This is a genomic window from Halomonas sp. (genome assembly GCF_014859505.1).
In the GTDB taxonomy this organism is placed as follows: domain Bacteria; phylum Pseudomonadota; class Gammaproteobacteria; order Pseudomonadales; family Halomonadaceae; genus Halomonas.
The window spans coordinates 1-19,153 of the sequence record NZ_JACUUD010000056.1; the positions used below are offsets into that span (position 1 = coordinate 1).

At 69.3% G+C, this 19,153-nt stretch carries 14 protein-coding genes and 1 pseudogene; 5 read left to right on the plus strand and 10 right to left on the minus strand.

Going from position 1 to position 19,153, the window contains the following annotated elements:
* Positions 1-362: 362 nt before the first annotated feature.
* From ccoM to rfaH, 3 genes are all read right to left on the minus strand, one after another.
* A complete protein-coding gene (gene ccoM, locus IBX53_RS09185; RefSeq protein WP_290908307.1) occupies positions 363-476 on the minus strand; it encodes a cytochrome c oxidase subunit CcoM in 114 nt (37 codons plus the stop codon).
* Between the two features lie 128 nt (positions 477-604).
* Positions 605-1,114: a peptidylprolyl isomerase gene (locus IBX53_RS09190; RefSeq protein ID WP_290908311.1), complete on the minus strand. Its 510-nt coding sequence runs from the start codon at positions 1,112-1,114 to the stop codon at positions 605-607.
* A gap of 38 nt (positions 1,115-1,152) precedes the next feature.
* Complete coding sequence (rfaH, locus tag IBX53_RS09195) at positions 1,153-1,689, minus strand: transcription/translation regulatory transformer protein RfaH (RefSeq protein ID WP_290908313.1); 537 nt, start codon at positions 1,687-1,689, stop codon at positions 1,153-1,155.
* A 145-nt stretch (positions 1,690-1,834) separates the two neighbouring features.
* Here rfaH and IBX53_RS09200 point away from each other — a divergent pair, with 145 nt between their 5' ends.
* Positions 1,835-3,202, plus strand: coding sequence for an MFS transporter (locus IBX53_RS09200; RefSeq protein WP_290908341.1), 1,368 nt, complete (start codon positions 1,835-1,837; stop codon positions 3,200-3,202).
* A gap of 56 nt (positions 3,203-3,258) precedes the next feature.
* On the opposite strand, the gene IBX53_RS09205 is transcribed toward IBX53_RS09200, so the two are convergent.
* Both IBX53_RS09205 and IBX53_RS09210 read right to left on the minus strand, forming a co-directional pair.
* Positions 3,259-5,091 (minus strand): SEC-C domain-containing protein, encoded by a 1,833-nt coding sequence (locus IBX53_RS09205; RefSeq protein ID WP_290908316.1) that lies wholly within the window; start codon positions 5,089-5,091, stop codon positions 3,259-3,261.
* 63 nt (positions 5,092-5,154) lie between these two features.
* Positions 5,155-6,399, minus strand: coding sequence for an AarF/ABC1/UbiB kinase family protein (locus IBX53_RS09210; protein WP_290908319.1), 1,245 nt, complete (start codon positions 6,397-6,399; stop codon positions 5,155-5,157).
* A 127-nt stretch (positions 6,400-6,526) separates the two neighbouring features.
* On the opposite strand from IBX53_RS09210, the gene IBX53_RS09215 reads away from it, so the two are divergent.
* The 3 genes from IBX53_RS09215 to IBX53_RS09225 all read left to right on the plus strand — a co-directional run bounded on the left by IBX53_RS09215 (position 6,527) and on the right by IBX53_RS09225 (position 10,133).
* Positions 6,527-8,482: a DNA topoisomerase III gene (locus IBX53_RS09215; protein WP_290908321.1), complete on the plus strand. Its 1,956-nt coding sequence runs from the start codon at positions 6,527-6,529 to the stop codon at positions 8,480-8,482.
* Positions 8,479-9,495: a ketopantoate reductase family protein gene (locus IBX53_RS09220; protein WP_290908324.1), complete on the plus strand. Its 1,017-nt coding sequence runs from the start codon at positions 8,479-8,481 to the stop codon at positions 9,493-9,495. Before IBX53_RS09215 ends, IBX53_RS09220 begins: the two co-directional genes overlap by 4 nt.
* 74 nt (positions 9,496-9,569) lie before the next feature.
* Complete coding sequence (locus tag IBX53_RS09225) at positions 9,570-10,133, plus strand: hypothetical protein (protein WP_290908326.1); 564 nt, start codon at positions 9,570-9,572, stop codon at positions 10,131-10,133.
* A gap of 89 nt (positions 10,134-10,222) precedes the next feature.
* On the opposite strand, the gene ppc is transcribed toward IBX53_RS09225, so the two are convergent.
* Genes ppc through cysM form a run of 5 tightly spaced genes read right to left on the minus strand, consistent with a single transcriptional unit; the run spans position 10,223 to position 18,433 of the window.
* Positions 10,223-12,871 (minus strand): phosphoenolpyruvate carboxylase, encoded by a 2,649-nt coding sequence (ppc, locus tag IBX53_RS09230; protein ID WP_290908328.1) that lies wholly within the window; start codon positions 12,869-12,871, stop codon positions 10,223-10,225.
* Positions 12,868-13,797: a nucleoside triphosphate pyrophosphohydrolase gene (gene mazG, locus IBX53_RS09235; RefSeq protein WP_290908331.1), complete on the minus strand. Its 930-nt coding sequence runs from the start codon at positions 13,795-13,797 to the stop codon at positions 12,868-12,870. The genes ppc and mazG overlap by 4 nt, the downstream gene beginning before the upstream one ends.
* A complete protein-coding gene (relA, locus tag IBX53_RS09240; RefSeq protein ID WP_290908333.1) occupies positions 13,794-16,070 on the minus strand; it encodes a GTP diphosphokinase in 2,277 nt (758 codons plus the stop codon). Before relA ends, mazG begins: the two co-directional genes overlap by 4 nt.
* Complete coding sequence (rlmD, locus tag IBX53_RS09245) at positions 16,063-17,535, minus strand: 23S rRNA (uracil(1939)-C(5))-methyltransferase RlmD (RefSeq protein ID WP_290908336.1); 1,473 nt, start codon at positions 17,533-17,535, stop codon at positions 16,063-16,065. The genes relA and rlmD overlap by 8 nt, the downstream gene beginning before the upstream one ends.
* 1 nt (position 17,536) lies before the next feature.
* The gene (gene cysM / locus IBX53_RS09250) at positions 17,537-18,433 is read right to left on the minus strand and encodes a cysteine synthase CysM (RefSeq protein WP_290908339.1); all 897 of its coding nucleotides are present in this window, start codon (positions 18,431-18,433) and stop codon (positions 17,537-17,539) included.
* A gap of 116 nt (positions 18,434-18,549) precedes the next feature.
* On the opposite strand from cysM, the pseudogene IBX53_RS09255 reads away from it, so the two are divergent.
* A pseudogene (locus IBX53_RS09255) lies at positions 18,550-19,153 on the plus strand (histidine kinase); the annotation flags it as partial.

Below are 19,153 nucleotides of genomic sequence, written 5' to 3' on the forward strand. Positions count from 1 at the left end.
GCTTATGCCTGTCGGATCTACGTCATGGCGTTCCGTGCAAGTACTGGGCTTTGATGATTTCGGCCATCTCACCCCGCCATGCCGCCTCGTATCCGCTTCCTGTTCGTCAGGCCAGCGTTTTGCCTCGGGCTGCCTTCAGATTCTCCCTCGCGGAAGACACCCTTGCCGTCGGCTAGCACTTCCCCTTGCCGGGCGTGCAGGGGACTTTCACCCCCGAGTCATCCCGAGGCACCACCCTCGGGAACAGCGCCAGTCAGGCGCTGCGCGCCATGCCTGGCGCACCGAAAAAAAGCCGACCCAAGCGGGTCGGCTACTGGGGGGATGACTCCCCCCTCCCCTGACGACTATGTGCGATGACTGGTTCAGTGCCTCTTCTTGCGACTATCCCGCACGATGAAGGCGATCCAACCACCCATGAAAGCGATCATCATGGCGACGGTGACCAACCCGAAGATTACGGCGTCATCCAGAAACATCTGCTTGTCCTCCCGTCTCGATCTGTTGAGAGGACCTTAGCCCGGAGCGGCGGGGAAAAAACTGACCTGCATCAATTCTGAATCCGGCATCCTGCAGGGGCGAGGCGAATATTGATGCAGGTCAGTCTTTACAGCACCTTCTTGTCTTCCACGCTGGCAGGGTCGGTGCCGGGAGGCAGCGGATGGCCCTTGGCGAGCTCGGCGCGAGTGGCGTCACGCACCTCGAGCACCTCCAGCCGATAGCGCAGGGTCCGACCCGCCAGGGGATGGTTGGTGTCGATCAGCACGCTGTCGTCGCGCACCTCCAATACCGTCACCACCTGGGGGCCGGCCTCACCGGGGGTCTGGAAACGCATGCCCGGTGACAGGTCGTCCACCGGGAAGGCGCCGCGGCCCACCTCGCGCACCAGCGCCTCGTTGCGCAGACCGTAGGCCTCGGCCGGCATCAGGGTCACACTGAGATCGGCGCCCTCTTGCAGGCCATCCAGGGCTCGCTCCAGCCCCTCGACGATGTTGTGGTGGCCGTGGAGGTACTCCAGCGGCTGCTGTCGGGCACGGGAGTCATCCAGCACCTCGCCGGCGGCGGTATCGGTCAGGACATAGTGAAGGGTCACGACCCGCTGGGGAGCGATCGTCATGGCAGTCTCCTTGAAATGAAAGGGGGGCGTGGCGAGGCTCAGCTGCGGCGCAGCTGCTCGACCGGCACCTCGAGCCGCTGCTGACGGTGCAGCAGGTTGAGCAGCACGATGGCACGCTCCTCGCCCTTGTGGCCAGCGAAGACCGCCTGCAGCTCCTTGAAGGGCCCCTCGGTGATGGTGACCGCGTCGCCGGTGCGAAAGTAGAGGTTGGCGGTGGCGTCGTCGCGTTCGCTGCCGTGCTCGCGCAGGGTGGTGATCAGGTCGTCATTCACCGCCACCGGCATGTCGCCGAAACCCACCAGCTTCAGAACGCCTCGAGTGGAGCGGATCGGGCGCCAGTTGCTCACCAGCTGGTCGAGGCGGATGAACAGATAGTAGGGAAACAGCGGCTCGCTGATCCACTCCAGCTTGCCACGGCGCTTCTTCTGCACCTCGAGCACCGGGTGGAACACCTCGTAGCCCTGGTTGGCCAGGTGTTCGACGGCCCGAAACGACTCACCGCCCTTGCACTGGATCACGTACCAGTGAGGCACGGCCTTGTCGCCGGACTCGAGGCTTGCATCGTTCTCGTTCATGGGACTCCTGCCAGGGGTGACCGGGTACTGGTATCGGCGCTGATGCTCTGCAACAATCGGCGCGCCACATGGATTCTACCATCGACGGTGACCGCCCGCCGCGCCGGGTGGCTCGCAAGGAGTGCCCTGCCCGATGTCAAGCCCCCTGCCCAGCCCAACGCCCCATCGCAGCTGGCGCGATGCCATGGCGATCTACCTGCGTGCGCCGGTGATCACCATGCTGTTCCTCGGCTTCTCGGCCGGCCTGCCCTTCCTGCTGGTGTTCTCCACACTCTCGGCCTGGCTGCGCAGCGACGGGGTCGAGGTGGCCGCCATCGGGTTCTTCTCCTGGATCGGCATCCTCTACTCGATCAAGTTCTTCTGGGCGCCGGTGGTGGATCGCCTGGCCCTGCCGCTGCTGACCCGCACCCTGGGCCAGCGCCGCGGCTGGATGCTGCTGGCCCAGGCGATGATCGCCGCCGGCCTGGTCGGCCTGGCAAGCCTCGATCCGACCCGGAACCTGGCGATGGTGGCCGGCTTTGCGCTGCTGGTGGCCTTCGGCTCCGCCACCCAGGACATCGCCATCGACGCCTTTCGCATCGAGTCGGCGCCCGACGACATCCAGGCGGCCATGGCCTCCACCTACATCATCGGCTACCGCGGGGGGCTTCTGGCCGCCGGCGCCGGGGCCATGTACGTGGCCTCCTGGCTCTCCTGGGAGGCGGCCTACCTGACCATGGCGGCCCTGGTGGGCATCGGGGTGATCACCGTACTGGTGCGCCCGGAGCCCGAGCGGCTCTCGCTTACCACCCAGCTGATCCACGAGCCGAAGGTGCGCGCCTTCCTGCGAGCCAGCCGCGGCAAGCCGCGCCACCTGCGTCGCCTGGGAGCCTGGGTAATCGGCGCCATCGTCTGCCCCTTCACCGATTTCTTCACCCGTCACCGCCTCAAGGCGCTGTGGCTGCTGGTGTTCATCGCGGTGTTCCGGATCAGCGATCTGGCCATGGCCTCCATGGCCAACCCGCTCTATATCGACATGGGCTTTACGCTGGCCACCATCGCCAACGTCACCAATGTGTTCGGCATCGCCATGAGCGTGATGGGAGGCATCCTGGGGGGACTGCTGGTAGCCCGCTACGGCATCGGACCGATCCTGGTGCTGGGGGCAGTGGCGGCCACCCTGACCAACCTGCTGTTCGCCGGCCTGGCCCTGGCCGGCCAGAGCCTGCCGATGCTGGTCATGGCGATCGTCGGCGACAACCTGGCCAACGGCCTGGCCAGCGCGGTGTTCATCGCCTTTCTCTCCAGCCTGACCTCGCGCGCCTACACGGCGACCCAGTACGCGCTCTTCTCGTCGCTGATGACCCTGCCGGGCAAGTTCCTCAGCGGATTCGGTGGACTGGTGGTGGCCGCCGAGGGCTACGCCACCTTCTTCGTGATCGCCACGGCGCTGGGGCTGCCAGCCATCGCGCTGGCGATCTGGATCAGCCGCGACCGGGAGCTGGTGCCAGCACCGATGCCGCGCGGGGCCTGACGGCACGGCCCCGATCGTCGCCAGGAGCGCTGCGGCGGGAGACGCCCTCCAGGCGGCTAGCGGGCATCGAGCCAGTCCTCCAGCCGGGCCAGTGAGCCCGGGGTGGCCCGCCACTGGTCGCGCATCAGGGTGCGGTACTGCCAAGCCTCCGCCCGGGAACCGGGCTCGGCCACCCCGCCTCCCCCGGGGGTGGGCGCCTGGCGAGGCTTCTCGGCACACAGCAGGGCCAGAGCATGGGCGTTGTGTCGGTACGCCTCCTCGAGCGCCTCCGCGGCCTCGTCCAGGCGCTCGAGACGAAACAGCGCCAGCGCCCGACCCAGCAGCAGACCCAGCGCCGCCTCGCCCAGTTCCTCGCCCTCCGGCGGATAGCTGATGGCCAGCGCCTCGTCGTCGCGCCCGTCGCGCAGCAGCTGGTCGAGCACCAGCTCCCGCAGCCCCAGGCTGTCGTGGTCATCCAGCGCCAGCAGTCGCTCGGCGAGTTGCCGGGAGCGCTGGCGAGCGCCGCGTTCCATGCCCACCACCAGCGCCAGTCCCGTGCGCAGCAGCAAGGCGTTGTCGCCATCCTCCCAGACCAGGGTGCCGGGCCCCTCGGCGGCCGCCTGCGCGAGCCAGCGCTCCAGACGTTCGGCCAGCGGCACGAACAGGCTCGGCGCCATCCACGGGAGGCTGCCGAAACGGGTGGTGAGGGCCAGGGTTAGCCCCTGGAGCACCGCCGGGGCATCGAGCCACTCGGGGTGGGCACAGAGCTCCGCCAGCCACTCTCCGGCCGCCGGCCAGGGATCATCCTCCAGCCCCAGCGGCGACTCGCTGACCGCCTCCGCCGGGAAACAGGCGAGCCAGGCTTCGGTCAGAGCCTGCTCGCGCTCGCTCTGGCGGTACTCCAGGCGCCCCTCATCGGTGCGGGTCACCTTCAACCGGGGAGCGGTGGGCAGCACCTCCAGCAGGGCCTGCAGGGAGGCGAGCGGCCCGGCCAGCTCCTCCTCGGCGTTGAGCAGCTGCTCGGCCAGGGTCGCTCCGGGGTTATCGGCCAGGTCAGCCAGGAATTCCAGCTGGTCGGGGTCGAGTTCGCCCTGGCGGGCGAGACGGCGGAACCAGAAGCGGGCCCGCTCAGCGGCCTCCTCCTCGTGTCCCTCGTGGAGCAGCAGCATCGCCTCGATGTAGGCCAGGGTGGGCGAGTCCGGCAGCGCCTGCTGGGCGCGCACGAAGGCCGCCCGGGCGCTGTCCAGGTCGTCGGCATCGAGGTGCATCAGGCAGAGGCGCTCCAGGGCCACGCCCCGCAGGAACAGCGGGCCATGCTCGAGCACCGCATCGAGCAGCGCCTCACGCTTGCGATGAAAACCGCGTTCCTGGTAGAGATCGATGAGGATCTCGAAGGCGGGCTCGGCCTGCTCCGGCAGCTTCGACCAGTCGCCGCGCTCGAACAAGGACTCGAGGATCTGCTGGGCACGGCCCCGCTGGCCGGTCTCGGCGGCGATCAGCCCCGCCTCCAGCAGCCCCTGAGCCGGTGCGCGGCCGCTGGCCAGGGCCGCCTTGAGAGTGCCGCCCTTCCACTCGCGCAGCGAGAGCATCCACATCAGGTGACCGGGCACCGGACCCGGCAGGGTCACGGCGCCGCAGCATTGCTTGGTCTTGCGCCCGGAATCGCACCAGCAGGGCTCGTTGCGGCCCGGACGCGCCAGGGGTTCGGTAGCGAACCCGAGACGTTCCAGCGGCGTCTGGGACCACAGCTCCGGAGCCAGCGCCTGGGCCATTGGCAGGTTACCCCCGACCAGCGCCGGGCCCTCCTCGCGGGCCCAGGTCATCAGCGTCGGATAGCGCTCGTCCTGGCGAATCGCCTTGAGCGCCCCCGAGGCAAACCCCAGCAGCTGTTCGACCCATACCGCCAGCATCGCACTCTCCACCGTCCGGAAAACGGCACAGTCTACCAGCCTGCCAGGGTGCTGGGCAGCCGTTCACTGGCTCGCCCACTCCAGAAGCGGCCGAGTGCGGGCGTGCATGTCAAGCCGGGCGCCCAGGCGCACCAGGTTCCAGTAGTGGCCGTTCAGGGTCCGCGACAGTAGCAAGGTGTCCGACGGGGGCTGCAGGCGGTCCATGGCGGCCCACACCTTGGGGGTGAGGTCGCGCAGGCGGCGGTGCACCCGCACGTCGCCGAAGTCCTGCTCACCGGGGGCGAAGAGCGGCGACACGGCCTCGGCGGATTCCCGGTAGAGCGCTAGCGGGGCGCCCTGCCCCTGACGACCACCGAGCCTGAGCAGCGCCTCGTCCATGGCCATGGGGTCGCCCGCCAGGGTCGCCTCGAGCAGCTGCATCATGGCGCGCAGGCGCGGCTCGGGGACCGGGATCACCGCCCCCAGGTCGTAGATCACCAGGCGCCCCTGCTCGTCGACGGCGAAGTTGCCGGCGTGGGGGTCGGCGTGGAGCTCGCCGTGGGTGAAGAGCTCCTCGGTGAGCCAATCGGCCAGGGTCACCGCCACGCCTTGACGCAGGGCATCGTCGCCCGACTCCAGGTCGCGCAGCGGGGTCCCCGGCGCATAGCGCATGGCCAGCACCCGCTCACCGCAGAGCTCGGGTAGCGGCTCGGGGATCACCAGGGTGTCCAGGTGGGCGTAGCGCTCCCGGTAGCGGGCCAGCGCCTCGGCCTCCGCGCGGTAGTCCAGCTCGCCGCGCAGGCTGGCGGCGAGCTCCTCGAAGAGCGCATCGAGGCGCGCCTGGGGCACCTTGAACCAGCGGCCCAGGCGCATCAGCCGTCGCACCTGCGCCAGGTCGCTCTCCAGTACCTCGACGAGCCCCGGGTACTGCACCTTGAGCACCAGGGTCTCGCCATCGAGTGTCACGGCGCGGTGCACCTGGCCCATGGAGGCGCTGGCGAAGGGGCGCTGCTCGATCTCGCGGAACACCGCATCGAGATCGCCGTACTGGGCCACCAGGCTCTCGCGGATGCGCGGCCAGGGCATGGGCTCGGCCTGTCGCTGCAGGCGGGCGAGTTCCTCGGCCAGATCGGGTGGCAGCAGATCGTCCCACTGGGACATGATCTGGGCCAGCTTCATGGCCGGGCCCTTGAGTTCGGAGAGCCCCTCGAACAGCGCTTCCCCCAGCGCCCGCCAGTCGGCCTGGCCGCCCAGCCGGGTGCGAAGAAGAGCGCCACCGGTCCTGGCGCCCAGCCCCAGCAGCCGTCTCGTCCTGCCTCGTTCGCGCATGCTGTCGCTCCGCTCGTTGGACAAAAAATATCGATACAAGGATTGTACATCAAATTCATTTGATGACACCTGGCATGGGACGCTGCTTACTGGAAGAATATCCAGAAACACCGCCGAAGAGTCTGCCATGCGCCTGATCATCGCCGAGAAGCCCAGCCTCGCCCGTGCCATCGCCGACGCTCTGCCCGGTGCGCCCCGCAAGCAGGAAGGTGCCATTGTCCTGGGCGACACCACCGTGACCTGGTGCCTGGGCCACCTGCTGGAACAGGCCCCACCGGACGCCTACGATCCGGCCCTCAAGCAGTGGCGTCTCGATACCCTGCCGATCCTGCCCGGCCGCTGGAAGCTGACGCCCCGCCCGAAGGCACGTGGCCAGCTCTCGGTGATCCGCGGCCTGCTCAAAGCCGCCCGGGAGGTGGTCCATGCCGGCGACCCGGACCGCGAAGGCCAGCTGCTGGTGCAGGAGGTGATCGAGCACCTGGGCTGGAAGGGCGCGGTATCGCGACTGCTGGTCAGCGACCTCAACCGACCGGCGGTGCAGCGCGCGCTGGCTCGGCTGGAGGACAACGCCCGCTACCAGCCACTCTATCGTGCCGCCGAGGCGCGCTCCCGAGCCGACTGGCTCTACGGCATCAACCTGACCCGGGCCTGGACCCTCACCGGCCGCCAGGCGGGTCACGACGGCGTGCTCTCGGTGGGAAGGGTGCAGACCCCGGTACTCGGGCTGGTGGTACGCCGCGACGCCGAGATCCGCGACTTCACTCCCCACCCCTTCTTCGTGCTGTGGGCGGATCTGGCCGTGGAGCGCGGCACCCTGCGCGCCTGGTGGGCGCCCGGCGAGGGCCAGCCCCTGGACGACCAGGGGCGGCTGCTTGAGCGCTCACCCGCCGCGACCCTGGCCGAGCGGCTGCCCGGCGCCGAGGGGCGGCTGGTCAAGCTCGAGACCCAGAACCGGCGCCAGGCCGCCCCGCTGCCCTACTCCCTCTCGGCCCTTCAGGTGGACGCCGCGCGCCGCTACGGGCTCTCCGCCAAGGCGGTGCTGGATACCTGCCAGGCCCTCTACGAGCGCCACCAGCTGATCACCTACCCGCGCTCCGACTGCCGCTACCTGCCCCAGGAGCACTTCGCCGCCGCCCGGGCGACCCTGGAGGGCGCCTGCCGGGCGGACGACACCCTGCGCCAGTGGCTGGCCGGGGCCGACTTCACGCGGCGCTCGCGGGCCTGGAACGACAAGCAGGTGGGCGCCCACCACGCCCTGGCCCCCACCGGCCGGCCCATGGACCCGGCGCGCCTCTCAGCCACCGAGGCCAATGTCTTCCGGATGATCGCCCGCAACGTGCTGGCCCAGTTCTATGCCCCGCTCTCCACCCGGGAGGTGAAGGCGGAGTTCATGATTCTCGGCGAGGCCTTCCGCGCCCGCGGCCAGGAGGTTCTCGAGGCGGGCTGGAAGCCGCTCTTCACCACCCGCGACGAGGCGCCGCCGCTACCGGCGCTCAGCGAGGGCGAGGCGTGCCGGGTCGACGAGGCCGCCGTGGAGGATCGCGAGACCCGCCCGCCGGAGCCCTTCAACGACGCCAGCCTGATCAAGGCGATGATGAATATCGCCCGCTACGTGGACGACCCCGCGGTGCGGCGCACCCTGCGCGAGCATGACGGCCTGGGAACCGAGGCCACCCGCGCCGGCATCATCGAGACCCTGGTGGATCGCGGCTACCTGGTGCGGCGCGCCAAGGCGCTGCGTGCCACGCGCCTCGGCAGCGCCCTGATCGCCTCGCTGCCCGAAGCGGCCAGCCGCCCGGAGCGCACCGCACTGTGGGAGCAGCGCCTCTCCGCCATCGCCGAGGAAGGCGCAGACCCCGCGCCCTTCCTCGGTGACCTGATCCGCGACCTGCACGGCCTGCTGGCGAGCGCCGACGCCGACCGCCTGCGCCAGGCACTGGCCACGGCCGGCGGCGAGGAGCCCGTTGCCGGCGGCCGCGCCCCGGCCAGGCGCCGAGGTACGGCCCCGAGACGCCGCAGCGGGGCGGGCGCCAGCACCAGAAGTGGCGCCCGTCGACCGAGCCGCAAGCGGAGCGGCTCATGACGTCACGAGACACCCACTGGATCGTCGGCCCCGGCGCCCTGGGCCGGCTGATCGGCCTGCGCCTGGCCACGCGACCGGGCCCGCCCGTGGCGGTGACCCTGATCGGGCGCCGGCGCCTCCCCGTCGAGCAGACGCTGATCACCCCGCAGGGGGAGGCCCAGAGGGCGAACGTGGCCACCGCCACCCTGGGGTCGCTGCCGGCCGCGCCGCCTGCCGTGGTGCACCTGACCACCAAGGCCTACGGCGCCGAGGCGGCTTATGCGGCCCTGGCGCCCCACCTGCCCGCAGGCACACCGCTGGTGCTGTGGCAGAACGGCTTCGGCTGCCAGCCGCGGCTGAGCCGGCGCCATGACGGGCCGGTGCTGTGCGCCACCACCACCGAGGGCGCCTACCTGGAGGCCGGGCTGGCAAGCGACAGCCGGGTGGTCCACGCCGGCCGCGGCGAGACCCTGATCGGGGCGCTCGACGACACCCTTGCCGGCCGGCAGGCCAAGCTAGCCAGGGCCCTGGCCGGCGAGCTTGCCACCACGCTCATCGATGCCGGCCTGGCCTCCCGGGCGGTCGACGACATCCGCCAGCGGCTGTGGCAGAAGCTCGCCGTCAACGCCGCCATCAACCCCCTGGTGGCACGCTTCCGCATCCGCAACGGCCAGCTGCGCGACCGCCCCTTCCGGACCATGGTGAAAGCGATCATCACCGAGGTGGCGGCGATCCTGGCCGCCGAGGGCATTGCTCCGCCCGGCAGCGCGGGGCTCATGATGACGGGAGGCGATGAGCACGCCCGGCACGTCGAGGCGTGGCGGGCCATGGTGTGGCGGGTGGTGGAGGGCACCGCCGGCAACCGTGCCTCCATGCTGCAGGACGTGCTGGCCGGGCGTCCCACCGAACACGAGGCGATCCTCGGCCCGCTGCTGGCCGCCGCCGACGCCCATGACCTCGCCGCCCCGCGCCTGGCCGAGCTGGCAGCGTGGCTCAGGGCCCGAGAAGTGGCGGGCTCGAGCGACACTTGCTAGGCTACTTGGACACCAATCACTCGCCCTGAGGCTCTCGCCGAGATCGGCCGGGCCCCAGCGCAAGGACAGGGATCATGAGAACGCGTTCCCTCTGTGCCTGCCTGGTGGCCTGCCTGGCCACCGCTTCCCCCCTGGCGCTGGCCGATGACACCCCCTCGTTTGCCGGCAAGGACAGCGACCTGATGCGCCTGGACAACGGCATGGTGATCGAGGGCCGCGACATCGAGACGCCGGACGGCTACACCTCCGGTTTCCGCGTGATCGCCGGCTTCACCCCGATGCGCCTGCCCCGCCTCGACCTGGCCGCCGAGTTCAGCTATCGCGAAAGCGACGAGGTCCCCACCCGGATGGGCGATCACAGCCTGCTGGTCAACTCGGTCAGCCTGGGTGGCAGCCTGATGGCCGGCGTGCGTATCGGCCGTCTCGGCCTCTACGCCAAGTCCGGCGTGGCGGGCTGGGAGGGCGACGCGGTGATACCCCGGGATGCCCTCAATACCGCCGGCACCACTCGTGTCACCGGCCTCGGCGCCCGCCTGGAGTTCAACCGCCTGGTCAGCCGCCTGGAGTTCGAGGAGTTCGATGCCCCGGACATGTCTCACCTCAACCTGTTCACCGCCTCGCTGCACTATCCATTCTAGCGGCAAGCCAGACGTCCTCCCAGACGAAAGGAGCAAGCCCAGGATCTCCTTGAGACTTGCTCCTTTAGGCTTGTCGCTGGCCGAAGGTCCTAGCCGGTGTTACGCAGCCCCGCGGCGATGCCCGCCATGGTCACCATCAGCGCCCGGGACAGGTCGGCGCTGATCGCGCCGTCCGCGTCCCGGTTACGCTGCAGCAGTTCGGCCTGCAGGCCGTGCAGCGGGTCGATGTAGGGGTTGCGAACCTCGATCGCCTGACGGATCAGCGGGGTCTTCTCCAGCAACTCCTGCTGCTCGAGGACCCGCAGCAGCACCTCGTTGAGGCGCCCGAAGCGCTCGCGCAGCCTGCCGCCGAGGGCCTTGAGCGAGGGCTCGTCCACCAGCCGGTACTCGTAGTAGGCGGCGATGCCCACGTCGGCCTTGGCCAGCAGCATCTCCAGCATGTCCAGGTAGGTGCCGAAGAAGGGCCAGCTGTCGCGCATCTCCTGCAGCACCTCGAGACCGCCCTCCTGCTCCAGGCGCCGGGCGAAGGCCTCGCCGCTGCCCAGCCAGGCGGGCAGCATCAGGCGGATCTGGGTCCAGGCAAAGATCCAGGGAATGGCCCTCAGGGTCTCGACGCCGCCATCCTGGCGGCGCTTGGTGGGCCGCGAACCCAGCGGCAGGCGACCCAGCGAGCCCTCAGGCGTCACCGCCCGGAAATAGGGCACGAAGTCCGGGTCCTCTCGCACCACGCCGACATAGGCACGATGGGCCACCTCGGCTAGCCGATCCATCTCCTCTCGCCAGTGGGGTTGAGGATCCGGCGGCGGCAGCAGGGTCGCCTCCAGCACCGCACAGGTATAGATCTCCATGGAGCGCAGGGCGATCTCCGGCTGGCCGAACTTGAAGCGGATCATCTCGCCCTGCTCGGTCACCCTCAGGCTGCCGTTCACCGAGCCCGGCGGCTGGGAGAGGATGGCCGCATGGGCCGGACCGCCGCCGCGGCCCACGGTGCCACCGCGACCGTGGAAAAGGGTCAGGTCGACGCCTTGACGCTCGCAGACATCCACCAAGGTTTCCTGGGCGCGATACTGGGCCCAGGCGGCGGCCAGTTGGCCGGCATCCTTGGCGGAGTCGGAGTAGCCGATCATCACCTCCTGGCGGCCGTCGGTGAGGGAGCGATAGCCGGGCAGTGACAGCAATCGGTCGATGACGCCGCCGGCGTGATTCAGGTCATCCAGGGTCTCGAACAGGGGGGCAATGGGCAGCTTGACCTCGCCGCCCACCTCCTTCATCAGCAGGGCCACGACCAGCACATCCGAGGGTTGCCCCGCCATGGAGATGATATAGGTCCCCAGCGCCTCGGCCTGCTCGCTGGCGACCACCCGGAAGGTATCGATCACCTCGCGGGACTCCGAGGAGCACTCCCAGCGGCGGGGAATCAGCGGACGCCGCGAGGCGAGCTCCTCGAGCAGGAAGGCCTGGCGCTGCTCCTCGCTCCAGTCGCGATAGTGGCCGATTCCCAGCCCCTCGGTGAGCTCCTCCATCACCTGGGCATGGCGACCCGCCTCCTGGCGGATGTCGAGCTTGGTCAGGGTCACCCCGAACACCGCCACCCGGCGCAGGGTGTCGAGCAGCGTGCCGTTGGCGATGGTATCCAGCCCCACGTCGCACAGCGAGCGGTAGCAGGTCAGCAGCGGCGCGAAGAGCTGGTCACGGCTCTCGATGACCGGGCCCTCGTCGTAGGGCTTGCCGTCCAGGCACGCCTTGGCCCAGTCGCGGGTCGCCTCCATTCGGGTCAGCAGCCGGCGCAGCAGTTCGCGATAGGGTTCGGCAGCATCTCCCACCTCCGCCTTCAAGGCGCTGTTGGCCTTCCACATGGAGAGCTCGGTCTTGAGCTGCTCGAGGTCCCGCACATAGAGATCGGCGGCCATCCAGCGTCCCAGCAACAGCACCTCCCGGGTGACCCGCGAGGTCACGTTGGGGTTGCCATCGCGATCGCCGCCCATCCAGGAGGCATAGCGAATCGGCGCGGCGTCCAGCGGCAGGCGTTCGCCGGCAGTTTCCAGCAGCAGGTTGTCCAGGTCCCGATGGAAGTCGGGTACCGCCTGCCAGAGCGAATTCTCGATGACCGCGAAGCCCCACTTGGCCTCGTCTACCGGGGTCGGGCGCTCGTGGCGGATCTCGTCGGTGTGCCAGGCCTGGCTGATCAACTCCTCCAGGCGGCCCTTGGCCCGGACGCCGCGCTCGGGGTAGTCGCCGGAAGACTCAATGGCGGTGAGGCAGTCGTCGATGGCGTCGTACTTCTGGATCAGGGTGCGGCGGATGACCTCGGTGGGGTGGGCGGTGAGCACCAGTTCCACGCGCATGGCGGCCAGGGTCTCCACCAGCTTGCGCGGCGTGTTGCCGGCCTCCCGGGCGCGAGCCAGCAGTTCGCTGAGCACCGGCTGGCTGCCGGGGCGGTAGTCCTCCACGCGACGAAAGCGCGCCCGGTAGTGCTGCTCGGCGATGTTGGCGAGATTGAGAAACTGGTTGAAGGCGCGGGTCACCGGCAGCAGATCGCGGTCGGGCAGGCGGCGCAGGTAGTCGATCAGCTCGCGCTGGGCATGGTCGTCGTTCTGGCGGCCGCGCTTGGCGAAGCCGCGGATGGCCTCGATCTTGTCGACGAAGCCACCACCCAGGTCGTCGGCGATGGTGCGCCCGAGGCTGTCGCCCAGGATACGAACGTTGTCGCGCAGAGATTCGTGCAGGTCGTGGCTCATGGCCCAGAGTCTCCCGGAGGCTCTCCCGCCGTGGCGGGATGTACGGATGTGGTGGCGGATTCGGTAGCAGCGCGTTCGATGGCCTTGGCGGCCTGCCAGTGGCGCTCCATCAGGGCGAGGCCAGCCTCCTCGGGGGAGACGCCATCGGCGGCCAGGGCCGCCTCCAGATGGCGGAAGCGACGTTCGAACTTGGCATTGGTGGCGCGCAGGCACCGCTCGGGATCGGCCTTGAGGGTGCGCGCCAGGTTGGTCACCGCGAACAGCAGGTCGCCCACCTCCTCGGCAGCGTGCTCGCGGTCGCCGGCGGCAAGCGCCTCCTCGACCTCCGCAAGCTCCTCGCGAATCTTGGCGATCACTCCGCGGGCATCGGGCCAGTCGAAGCCGACCCGCGCGGCGCGCTTGGAAAGCTTGGCGGCCCGAGAGAGCGCCGGCAGGGTGCGCGGGACGTCATCCAGAATCGACGCCGCGGCGCCATCTCCCGCCGAAGCGGGTTCCACGCTGGCTCGCTCGGCCCGCTCCTCGGCCTTGAGGCTCTCCCAGCGGGAGTGGACCTGGGCCGCCTCGATCTCCTCGGCGGAAACCCCGGGCGGGCGGCGCGACCCCAAGGTGCCCTCGGGAAAGACATGGGGGTGGCGGCGCAGCATCTTGGCGGTGAGCGCATGGATCACATCGTGAAAGTCGAAGCGCCCCTCCTCCTCACCGAACCGGGCATAGTAGACCACCTGAAAGAGCAGGTCGCCCAGCTCACTGGGCAGTTCATGCCAGGCGCGCCGCTCGATGGCGTCGGCGACCTCATAGGCCTCTTCCAGGGTATGCGGCACGATGGAGTCCCAGTCCTGCCTGAGGTCCCAGGGGCAGCCCTGCTCGGCGTCACGCAGCACCGCCATGAGGGTCAACAGGTCGTCGAGGTCGTGGTGTCGGTTCATTTGCCCTTCCCCTTGCGCTTGCCCGCCTTGCCGCCGCTGCGCAGCCGGCGCACCTCGATGACGTTGGAAAGCTGCTGGATACGCGAGAAGAGTCGACCCAGGGTTTCCAGGCCGTCCACCTCCAGGGTGATCGTCATGCGGGCGATGCCGTCATCGGTATCGGTCAGGGTGTTGACCGCCAGCACGTTGACCTTCTCGTTGCCGAGCACGCCGGTGACGTCGCGCAGCAGGCCGGAGCGGTCCCAGGCCTGCACCTCGATGTCGACCGGATACTGGGTGAGGGCGCGCTCGCCCCACTCCACCTCGATGATACGCTGAGGCTCCTCCAGGCGCAGTTGCAGGATGTTGGGGCAGTCCTGGCGGTGGACGGTGACGCCGCGCCCCTGGGTGATGAAGCCGACGATGGGCTCCCCCGGCACCGGATGACAGCAGTTGGCCATGCTGGTCTTGAGGTTGCCCACCCCCAGCACGGTGATGTCCGACCCGCTCCCCTTGCCCGGCGAGCGCTTGGGCTTGGCCAGCAGGCGGTCGAGCTGCTCCTGGTCGTCGTTCTCGCCGAACAGCTGTTGGGCCTGGTGAAGCACCTGGCCGATGCGCAGATCGCCGGCCCCCAGCGCGGCATACATGTCGTCGGGGCTCTGGTAGTTGACCTTGCGTGCCAGGGTCTCGAGGTCCATGTCCTCCAGGTCGAGGCGCTTCATCTCGCGCTCGAAGAGCGCACGCCCCTCCTCCAGATTCTGGTCGCGGGCCTGGTGCTTGAACCAGGCCTGGATCTTGGCCCGGGCCCGGCTGGTACGCACATAGCCGAGGCTGGGATTGAGCCAGTCGCGGCTCGGCCCGCCCTTGCTGGCAGTGAGGATCTCCACCTGCTGGCCGGTCTTGAGCTTGTAGGTCAGCGGCACGATACGCCCGTTGACCTTGGCACCCCGGCAGCGGTGCCCCACCTCGGTATGGACCCGGTAGGCGAAATCGATGGGCGTGGCCACCCGCGGCAGATCGATGACGTGGCCGTCGGGGGTGAAGACATAGATGCGATCCGGGGCCACGTCGCTGTTGAGCCCCTCGCTGAGGTTGCCGAAGTCCCCGACCTCCTCCTGCCACTCGAGCACCTGGCGCAGCCAGGCGATCTTCTCCTCGTAGCTGGCGCTCTTGGCCTTGGTGTCGTGGCCCTTGTAGCGCCAGTGGGCGCAGACACCGAGCTCGGCCTCGTCGTGCATGGCGAAGGTGCGGATCTGGATCTCCAGCACCTTGCTCTCGGGGCCGAGCACCGCGGTGTGCAATGACTGATAGCCGTTCTTCTTGGGGTTGGCGATGTAGTCGTCGAACTCGTTGGGCACGTGGTGCCAGCGCGAGTGCACCAGCCCCAGCACGGTGTAGCAGTCGGCCACCTCGGGCACCAGGATGCGTACCGCGCGGATGTCATGCACCTGGGAGAAGTCGATGCGCTTGCGCTTCATCTTCCGCCAGATGGAATAGATGTGCTTGGCGCGACCATCGACGTCGTAGCGGGTGATGCCCTGGGTCTCCAGCATCTCCTTGAGGGCCTCGACCACCTCGGCGATGTAGCGGTCACGGTGGACACGCTTCTCGGCCAGTTGGCGTGCGATCGCCTTGTAGTCGTCCTCGTGAAGGTAGCGGAAGGAGAGATCCTCCAGTTCCCACTTGAGGTGACCGATGCCCAGCCGGTGCGCCAGGGGTGCGTAGATATCGAACACCTCCCGGGCCACGCGCAGCTGTTTCTCCCGGGGGGCGTCCTTGACCTGGCGCAGGGCGCAGGTGCGCTCACTGATCTTGATCAGCGCCACACGCACGTCGTCGATCATGGTCACCAGCATCTTGCGCAGGTTATCCTGCTGGTCGTGCTGGCCCATCTCATGGCTGGGCGTCTGAGAGGCGCTGATCGCCGCCATCTGCAGCACGCCGTCGATCAGCGTGGTGACCTCGCGTCCGAACTGCCTGGCAATCGCCTCCAGGTCGACCAACCCCTCGCGTACGGCTCGGTAGAGCACCGCGGCCTCGAGGGTCGCCTGGTCCAGCCTCAGCTCGCCGAGGATATCGGCCATCTCCAGACCCATGCGGAAGCTTGAGCCGTCCGGCTGCCAGCGGCGGTGGGGCTTGTCGACGTCACGATCCAGGCGCTCCGCCAGCAGGCAGGCCTCGCGCAGCAGGGCCGGGTCGCGCAGCTTGACATCCTCCTGAAGCCGCTCGATCCAGCGCTCGATGTCGACGCGCCCCGTCTCGCTCAGGGGCTGTTCCTCACGGACTTTAACCATCGGGAGTTGCTCCTTTCCGCCGCTGTTCTGTCCGCGGGTGTTCGAACAGCAGCATCGATTCCAGGTGTGAGGTATGCGCGAACATGTCGGCCATGGCGATCCGCGTCAGCCGATAACCGCCATGCACAAGGCGTGCCGCATCCCGTGCCAGGGTGGCCGGGTCGCAGGAGACGTAGAGCACCCTTGGCACCGGCGATACCGCCAGCGCCGCGCAGACCACCGCGGCACCATCGCGTGGCGGGTCCAGCAGCAGAGTATCCGGTGCCACCTCGGCCAGCAGTGCCTTGACCGCCGCGGCATCGTTGAGGTCGGCCTGGCGGGGCGTCACTGCCAGGTGATGCTCCGTTGAATTGGCACGGGCATTGTCGGCCAGTCGCTCGACCATGGCCGCACTGCCCTCTACCGCCGTCACCCTGGCCCCGGCGGACGCCAGCGGCAGGCTGAAGTTGCCCACCCCGGCGAACAGGTCCAGCAGCGCCGCACCCTCCAGCCCGTCGAGCCAGGTCAGGGCGGTGGTCACCAGCAGCCGGTTGACCTCGGCATTGGCCTGCAGGAAGTCCCCCGGGGCGAAGCCCAGGGTGAGCTCCCCCGTAGCGCCCGATGCGCCAGGGGCCGATGGCACTCGACAGCTCAGCGCCGGGGTCGGGGTCAGCCACTCCAGCGCCGGCGACTCGCGCCCCGCCAGCCAGGCCAGGTGCAGCCGGTGTTCGTCGGCGAAGGTGAGCCAGCGTGCGCGGTCGGCGGCATGTTCCTTCAGTTGGCGAACCAGCAGCACCGCGCCCTCGTCGCTGTCGAGCAGCTCCAGGTGCCCCACCTGGCGGGGGGCGTCGAGTGATGCCACCTGCCGGTGCAGCGGCGCCAGCAGAGCGTCGAGGGCAGGCATCAGGATGGTGCAGTGGTCGATATCCACCAGGCGATGGCTGTGGCGAGCGCGGAAGCCGAGGTGCAGCTGGCCCTCGGCGCCCACCTTGACCCCCAGCCGCGCCCGGCGGCGGTATCCCTGGTCGGCGCCGGCCAGCAGTTGCGGCTCGCCGGGCGTCTCGATGCCCTGGCGGGCCAGCAGGTCGACCAGTACCGCCTGCTTGTGGCGCCGCTGAGCAGGCACGGCCAGGTGCTGGAGGTCGCAGCCGCCGCAGCGGTCGACGTGGGCGCAGGGGGGAGTGACCCGCTCGGGCGAGGCCTCGAGCAGCTCACGGACGTGGGCCTCGTCGTAGCGCTTGCGGGTGAGATGCACCGCCGCCTCGACCCGCTCCCCGGGCAGCGCCCCCTCCACGAACAGGGTCTTGCCGGCAGTGTCATGGGCCAGGCCGCGGCCATCGTGGGTCAGCCGCTCGATGGTAACGCCCCGGGACTCACCCTCGCCGGCACCACGGTCATCGGGCGCTCCTCGAGGCACCTGACGACCCTGCAGACCCGACACGCCCGAACGCTCGCGGGTCGGCCGCCGCTTGCCCAGCATCGCCATCTCAAGCCTCCGGGGCGAACAGGCCGGTGGAGAGGTAGCGATCGCCGCGATCACAGACGATGAACACGATCACCGCGTTCTCCACCTCCTCGGCGACACGCAGGGCGCCAGCCAGGGCGCCGCCGGAGCTGACACCGGCGAGGATGCCCTCCTCCCGGGCCAGGCGGCGCATATGCGACTCGGCCTCGTGCTGGCCGATATCGATCACCCGGTCGACCCGGCTGGCATCGAAGATGCTGGGCAGGTACTCCGCAGGCCAGCGGCGGATGCCGGCGATGCTGGCGCCGTCCTCGGGTTGCAGGCCGATGATCTGCACCTCGGGATTACGTTCCTTGAGCGCCTGGGAGACCCCCATGATGGTGCCGGTGGTGCCCATGGAGCTGATGAAGTGGGTCACCTGTCCGCCGGTCTGCTCCCAGACCTCGGGGCCTGTGCCGCGATAGTGGGCCAGAGGGTTGTCGGGGTTGGAGAACTGGTCCAGCCGCTTGCCTTCGCCACGGGCCAGCATGGCCTCGGTCACGTCCCGGGCCTCCTCCATGCCGCCCGCCTTGCTGACGGTGATCAGCTCGGCGCCGAAGGCGGCCATGGCCTGCTTGCGCTCCTCCGAGGCGTTCTCGGGCATGATCAGCACCATGCGATAGCCCTTGATGGCCGCCGCCATGGCCAGCGCGATGCCGGTATTGCCGGACGTCGCCTCAACCAGGGTGTCGCCGGGGGTGATCTCGCCGCGCGCCTCAGCCTGTTCGAGCATGGAGAGGGCCGGACGATCCTTCACCGAGCCGGCGGGATTGTTGCCCTCCAGCTTGGCCAGCAGGATGTTGTTGCGCCCGGCGGTGATGCGCTTGAGTCGGACCAGCGGCGTGTGGCCGACGACCTCCTCGAGGGTGGGGAAATGCATGCAACCTTCCTTGTGGAAACGGGTTTTCAGACATTATATCCATGCCGCCGCGGAGTGGACAGGCATCCCCTCCGGCTGTGTCATACTGAAGGCTGCCACCTGCAGAGAGCCTGCCGATGTCCCTGAAGTTCCGCCTGCTGCTGACCGGTCTGATCGTGCCCTGGTTGTTGATGCTGCTGCTCGCCGCGACGACCCTGCCACTGCACCGCTCGCACCACGCCGAGCAGCTTCAGACCCGCCTGGAGCAGGCCGTCGACCTTATCACGCCCCTGGTGGGTGAAGCCGATGACGCCATCTCGCGGGAGGCCACCGCGGCGCGCCTGCTGGAGCTCGATGAGGTCCGCGCCCTGGGGATCATCGATGCCCGAGGCGAGACCATGCTGCAGCTGGGCCGCCTTCGCTCGCCGCCCACAGTCCCGCGCCAAGAGCGCCAGCACCTCGACCAGCAGGGCACCGAATGGCGTCTCCATTGGCCATTGCCGGGCTCCGAACCGACCTGGCTGGTGCTCGACGTGGACGCCAGCCCCCTGGTGCTGGGCCACTACCGCCAGATCGGCCTCACCGCGCTGCTGCTTGGCATTGCCGCCCTGCTGCTGGGGGGGCTGACCCTAAGCGCCTACCGCCGCCTGCACCCCCCGCTAGCCGCCGTGGATGACGCCCTGGCGCGACTGGCCGCAGGCCAGAGCCCCCTCCCACTCTCCCCCTCACCGGGCGAGCTGG

Excerpts from the sequence above, each read along its gene's own strand:
- rlmD (WP_290908336.1), bottom strand. The coding sequence starts at position 17,535 with ATGGCGATGCTGGGCAAGCGGCGGCCGACCCGCGAGCGTTCGGGCGTG.
- mazG (WP_290908331.1), bottom strand. The coding sequence starts at position 13,797 with ATGAACCGACACCACGACCTCGACGACCTGTTGACCCTCATGGCGGTG.
- ppc (WP_290908328.1), bottom strand. The coding sequence starts at position 12,871 with ATGAGCCACGACCTGCACGAATCTCTGCGCGACAACGTTCGTATCCTG.
- IBX53_RS09205 (WP_290908316.1), bottom strand. The coding sequence starts at position 5,091 with ATGCTGGCGGTATGGGTCGAACAGCTGCTGGGGTTTGCCTCGGGGGCG.
- rfaH (WP_290908313.1), bottom strand. The coding sequence starts at position 1,689 with ATGAACGAGAACGATGCAAGCCTCGAGTCCGGCGACAAGGCCGTGCCT.
- IBX53_RS09215 (WP_290908321.1), top strand. The coding sequence starts at position 6,527 with ATGCGCCTGATCATCGCCGAGAAGCCCAGCCTCGCCCGTGCCATCGCC.
- IBX53_RS09220 (WP_290908324.1), top strand. The coding sequence starts at position 8,479 with ATGACGTCACGAGACACCCACTGGATCGTCGGCCCCGGCGCCCTGGGC.
- relA (WP_290908333.1), bottom strand. The coding sequence starts at position 16,070 with ATGGTTAAAGTCCGTGAGGAACAGCCCCTGAGCGAGACGGGGCGCGTC.
- ccoM (WP_290908307.1), bottom strand. The coding sequence starts at position 476 with ATGTTTCTGGATGACGCCGTAATCTTCGGGTTGGTCACCGTCGCCATG.
- IBX53_RS09210 (WP_290908319.1), bottom strand. The coding sequence starts at position 6,399 with ATGCGCGAACGAGGCAGGACGAGACGGCTGCTGGGGCTGGGCGCCAGG.
- IBX53_RS09225 (WP_290908326.1), top strand. The coding sequence starts at position 9,570 with ATGAGAACGCGTTCCCTCTGTGCCTGCCTGGTGGCCTGCCTGGCCACC.
- cysM (WP_290908339.1), bottom strand. The coding sequence starts at position 18,433 with ATGCATTTCCCCACCCTCGAGGAGGTCGTCGGCCACACGCCGCTGGTC.
- IBX53_RS09190 (WP_290908311.1), bottom strand. The coding sequence starts at position 1,114 with ATGACGATCGCTCCCCAGCGGGTCGTGACCCTTCACTATGTCCTGACC.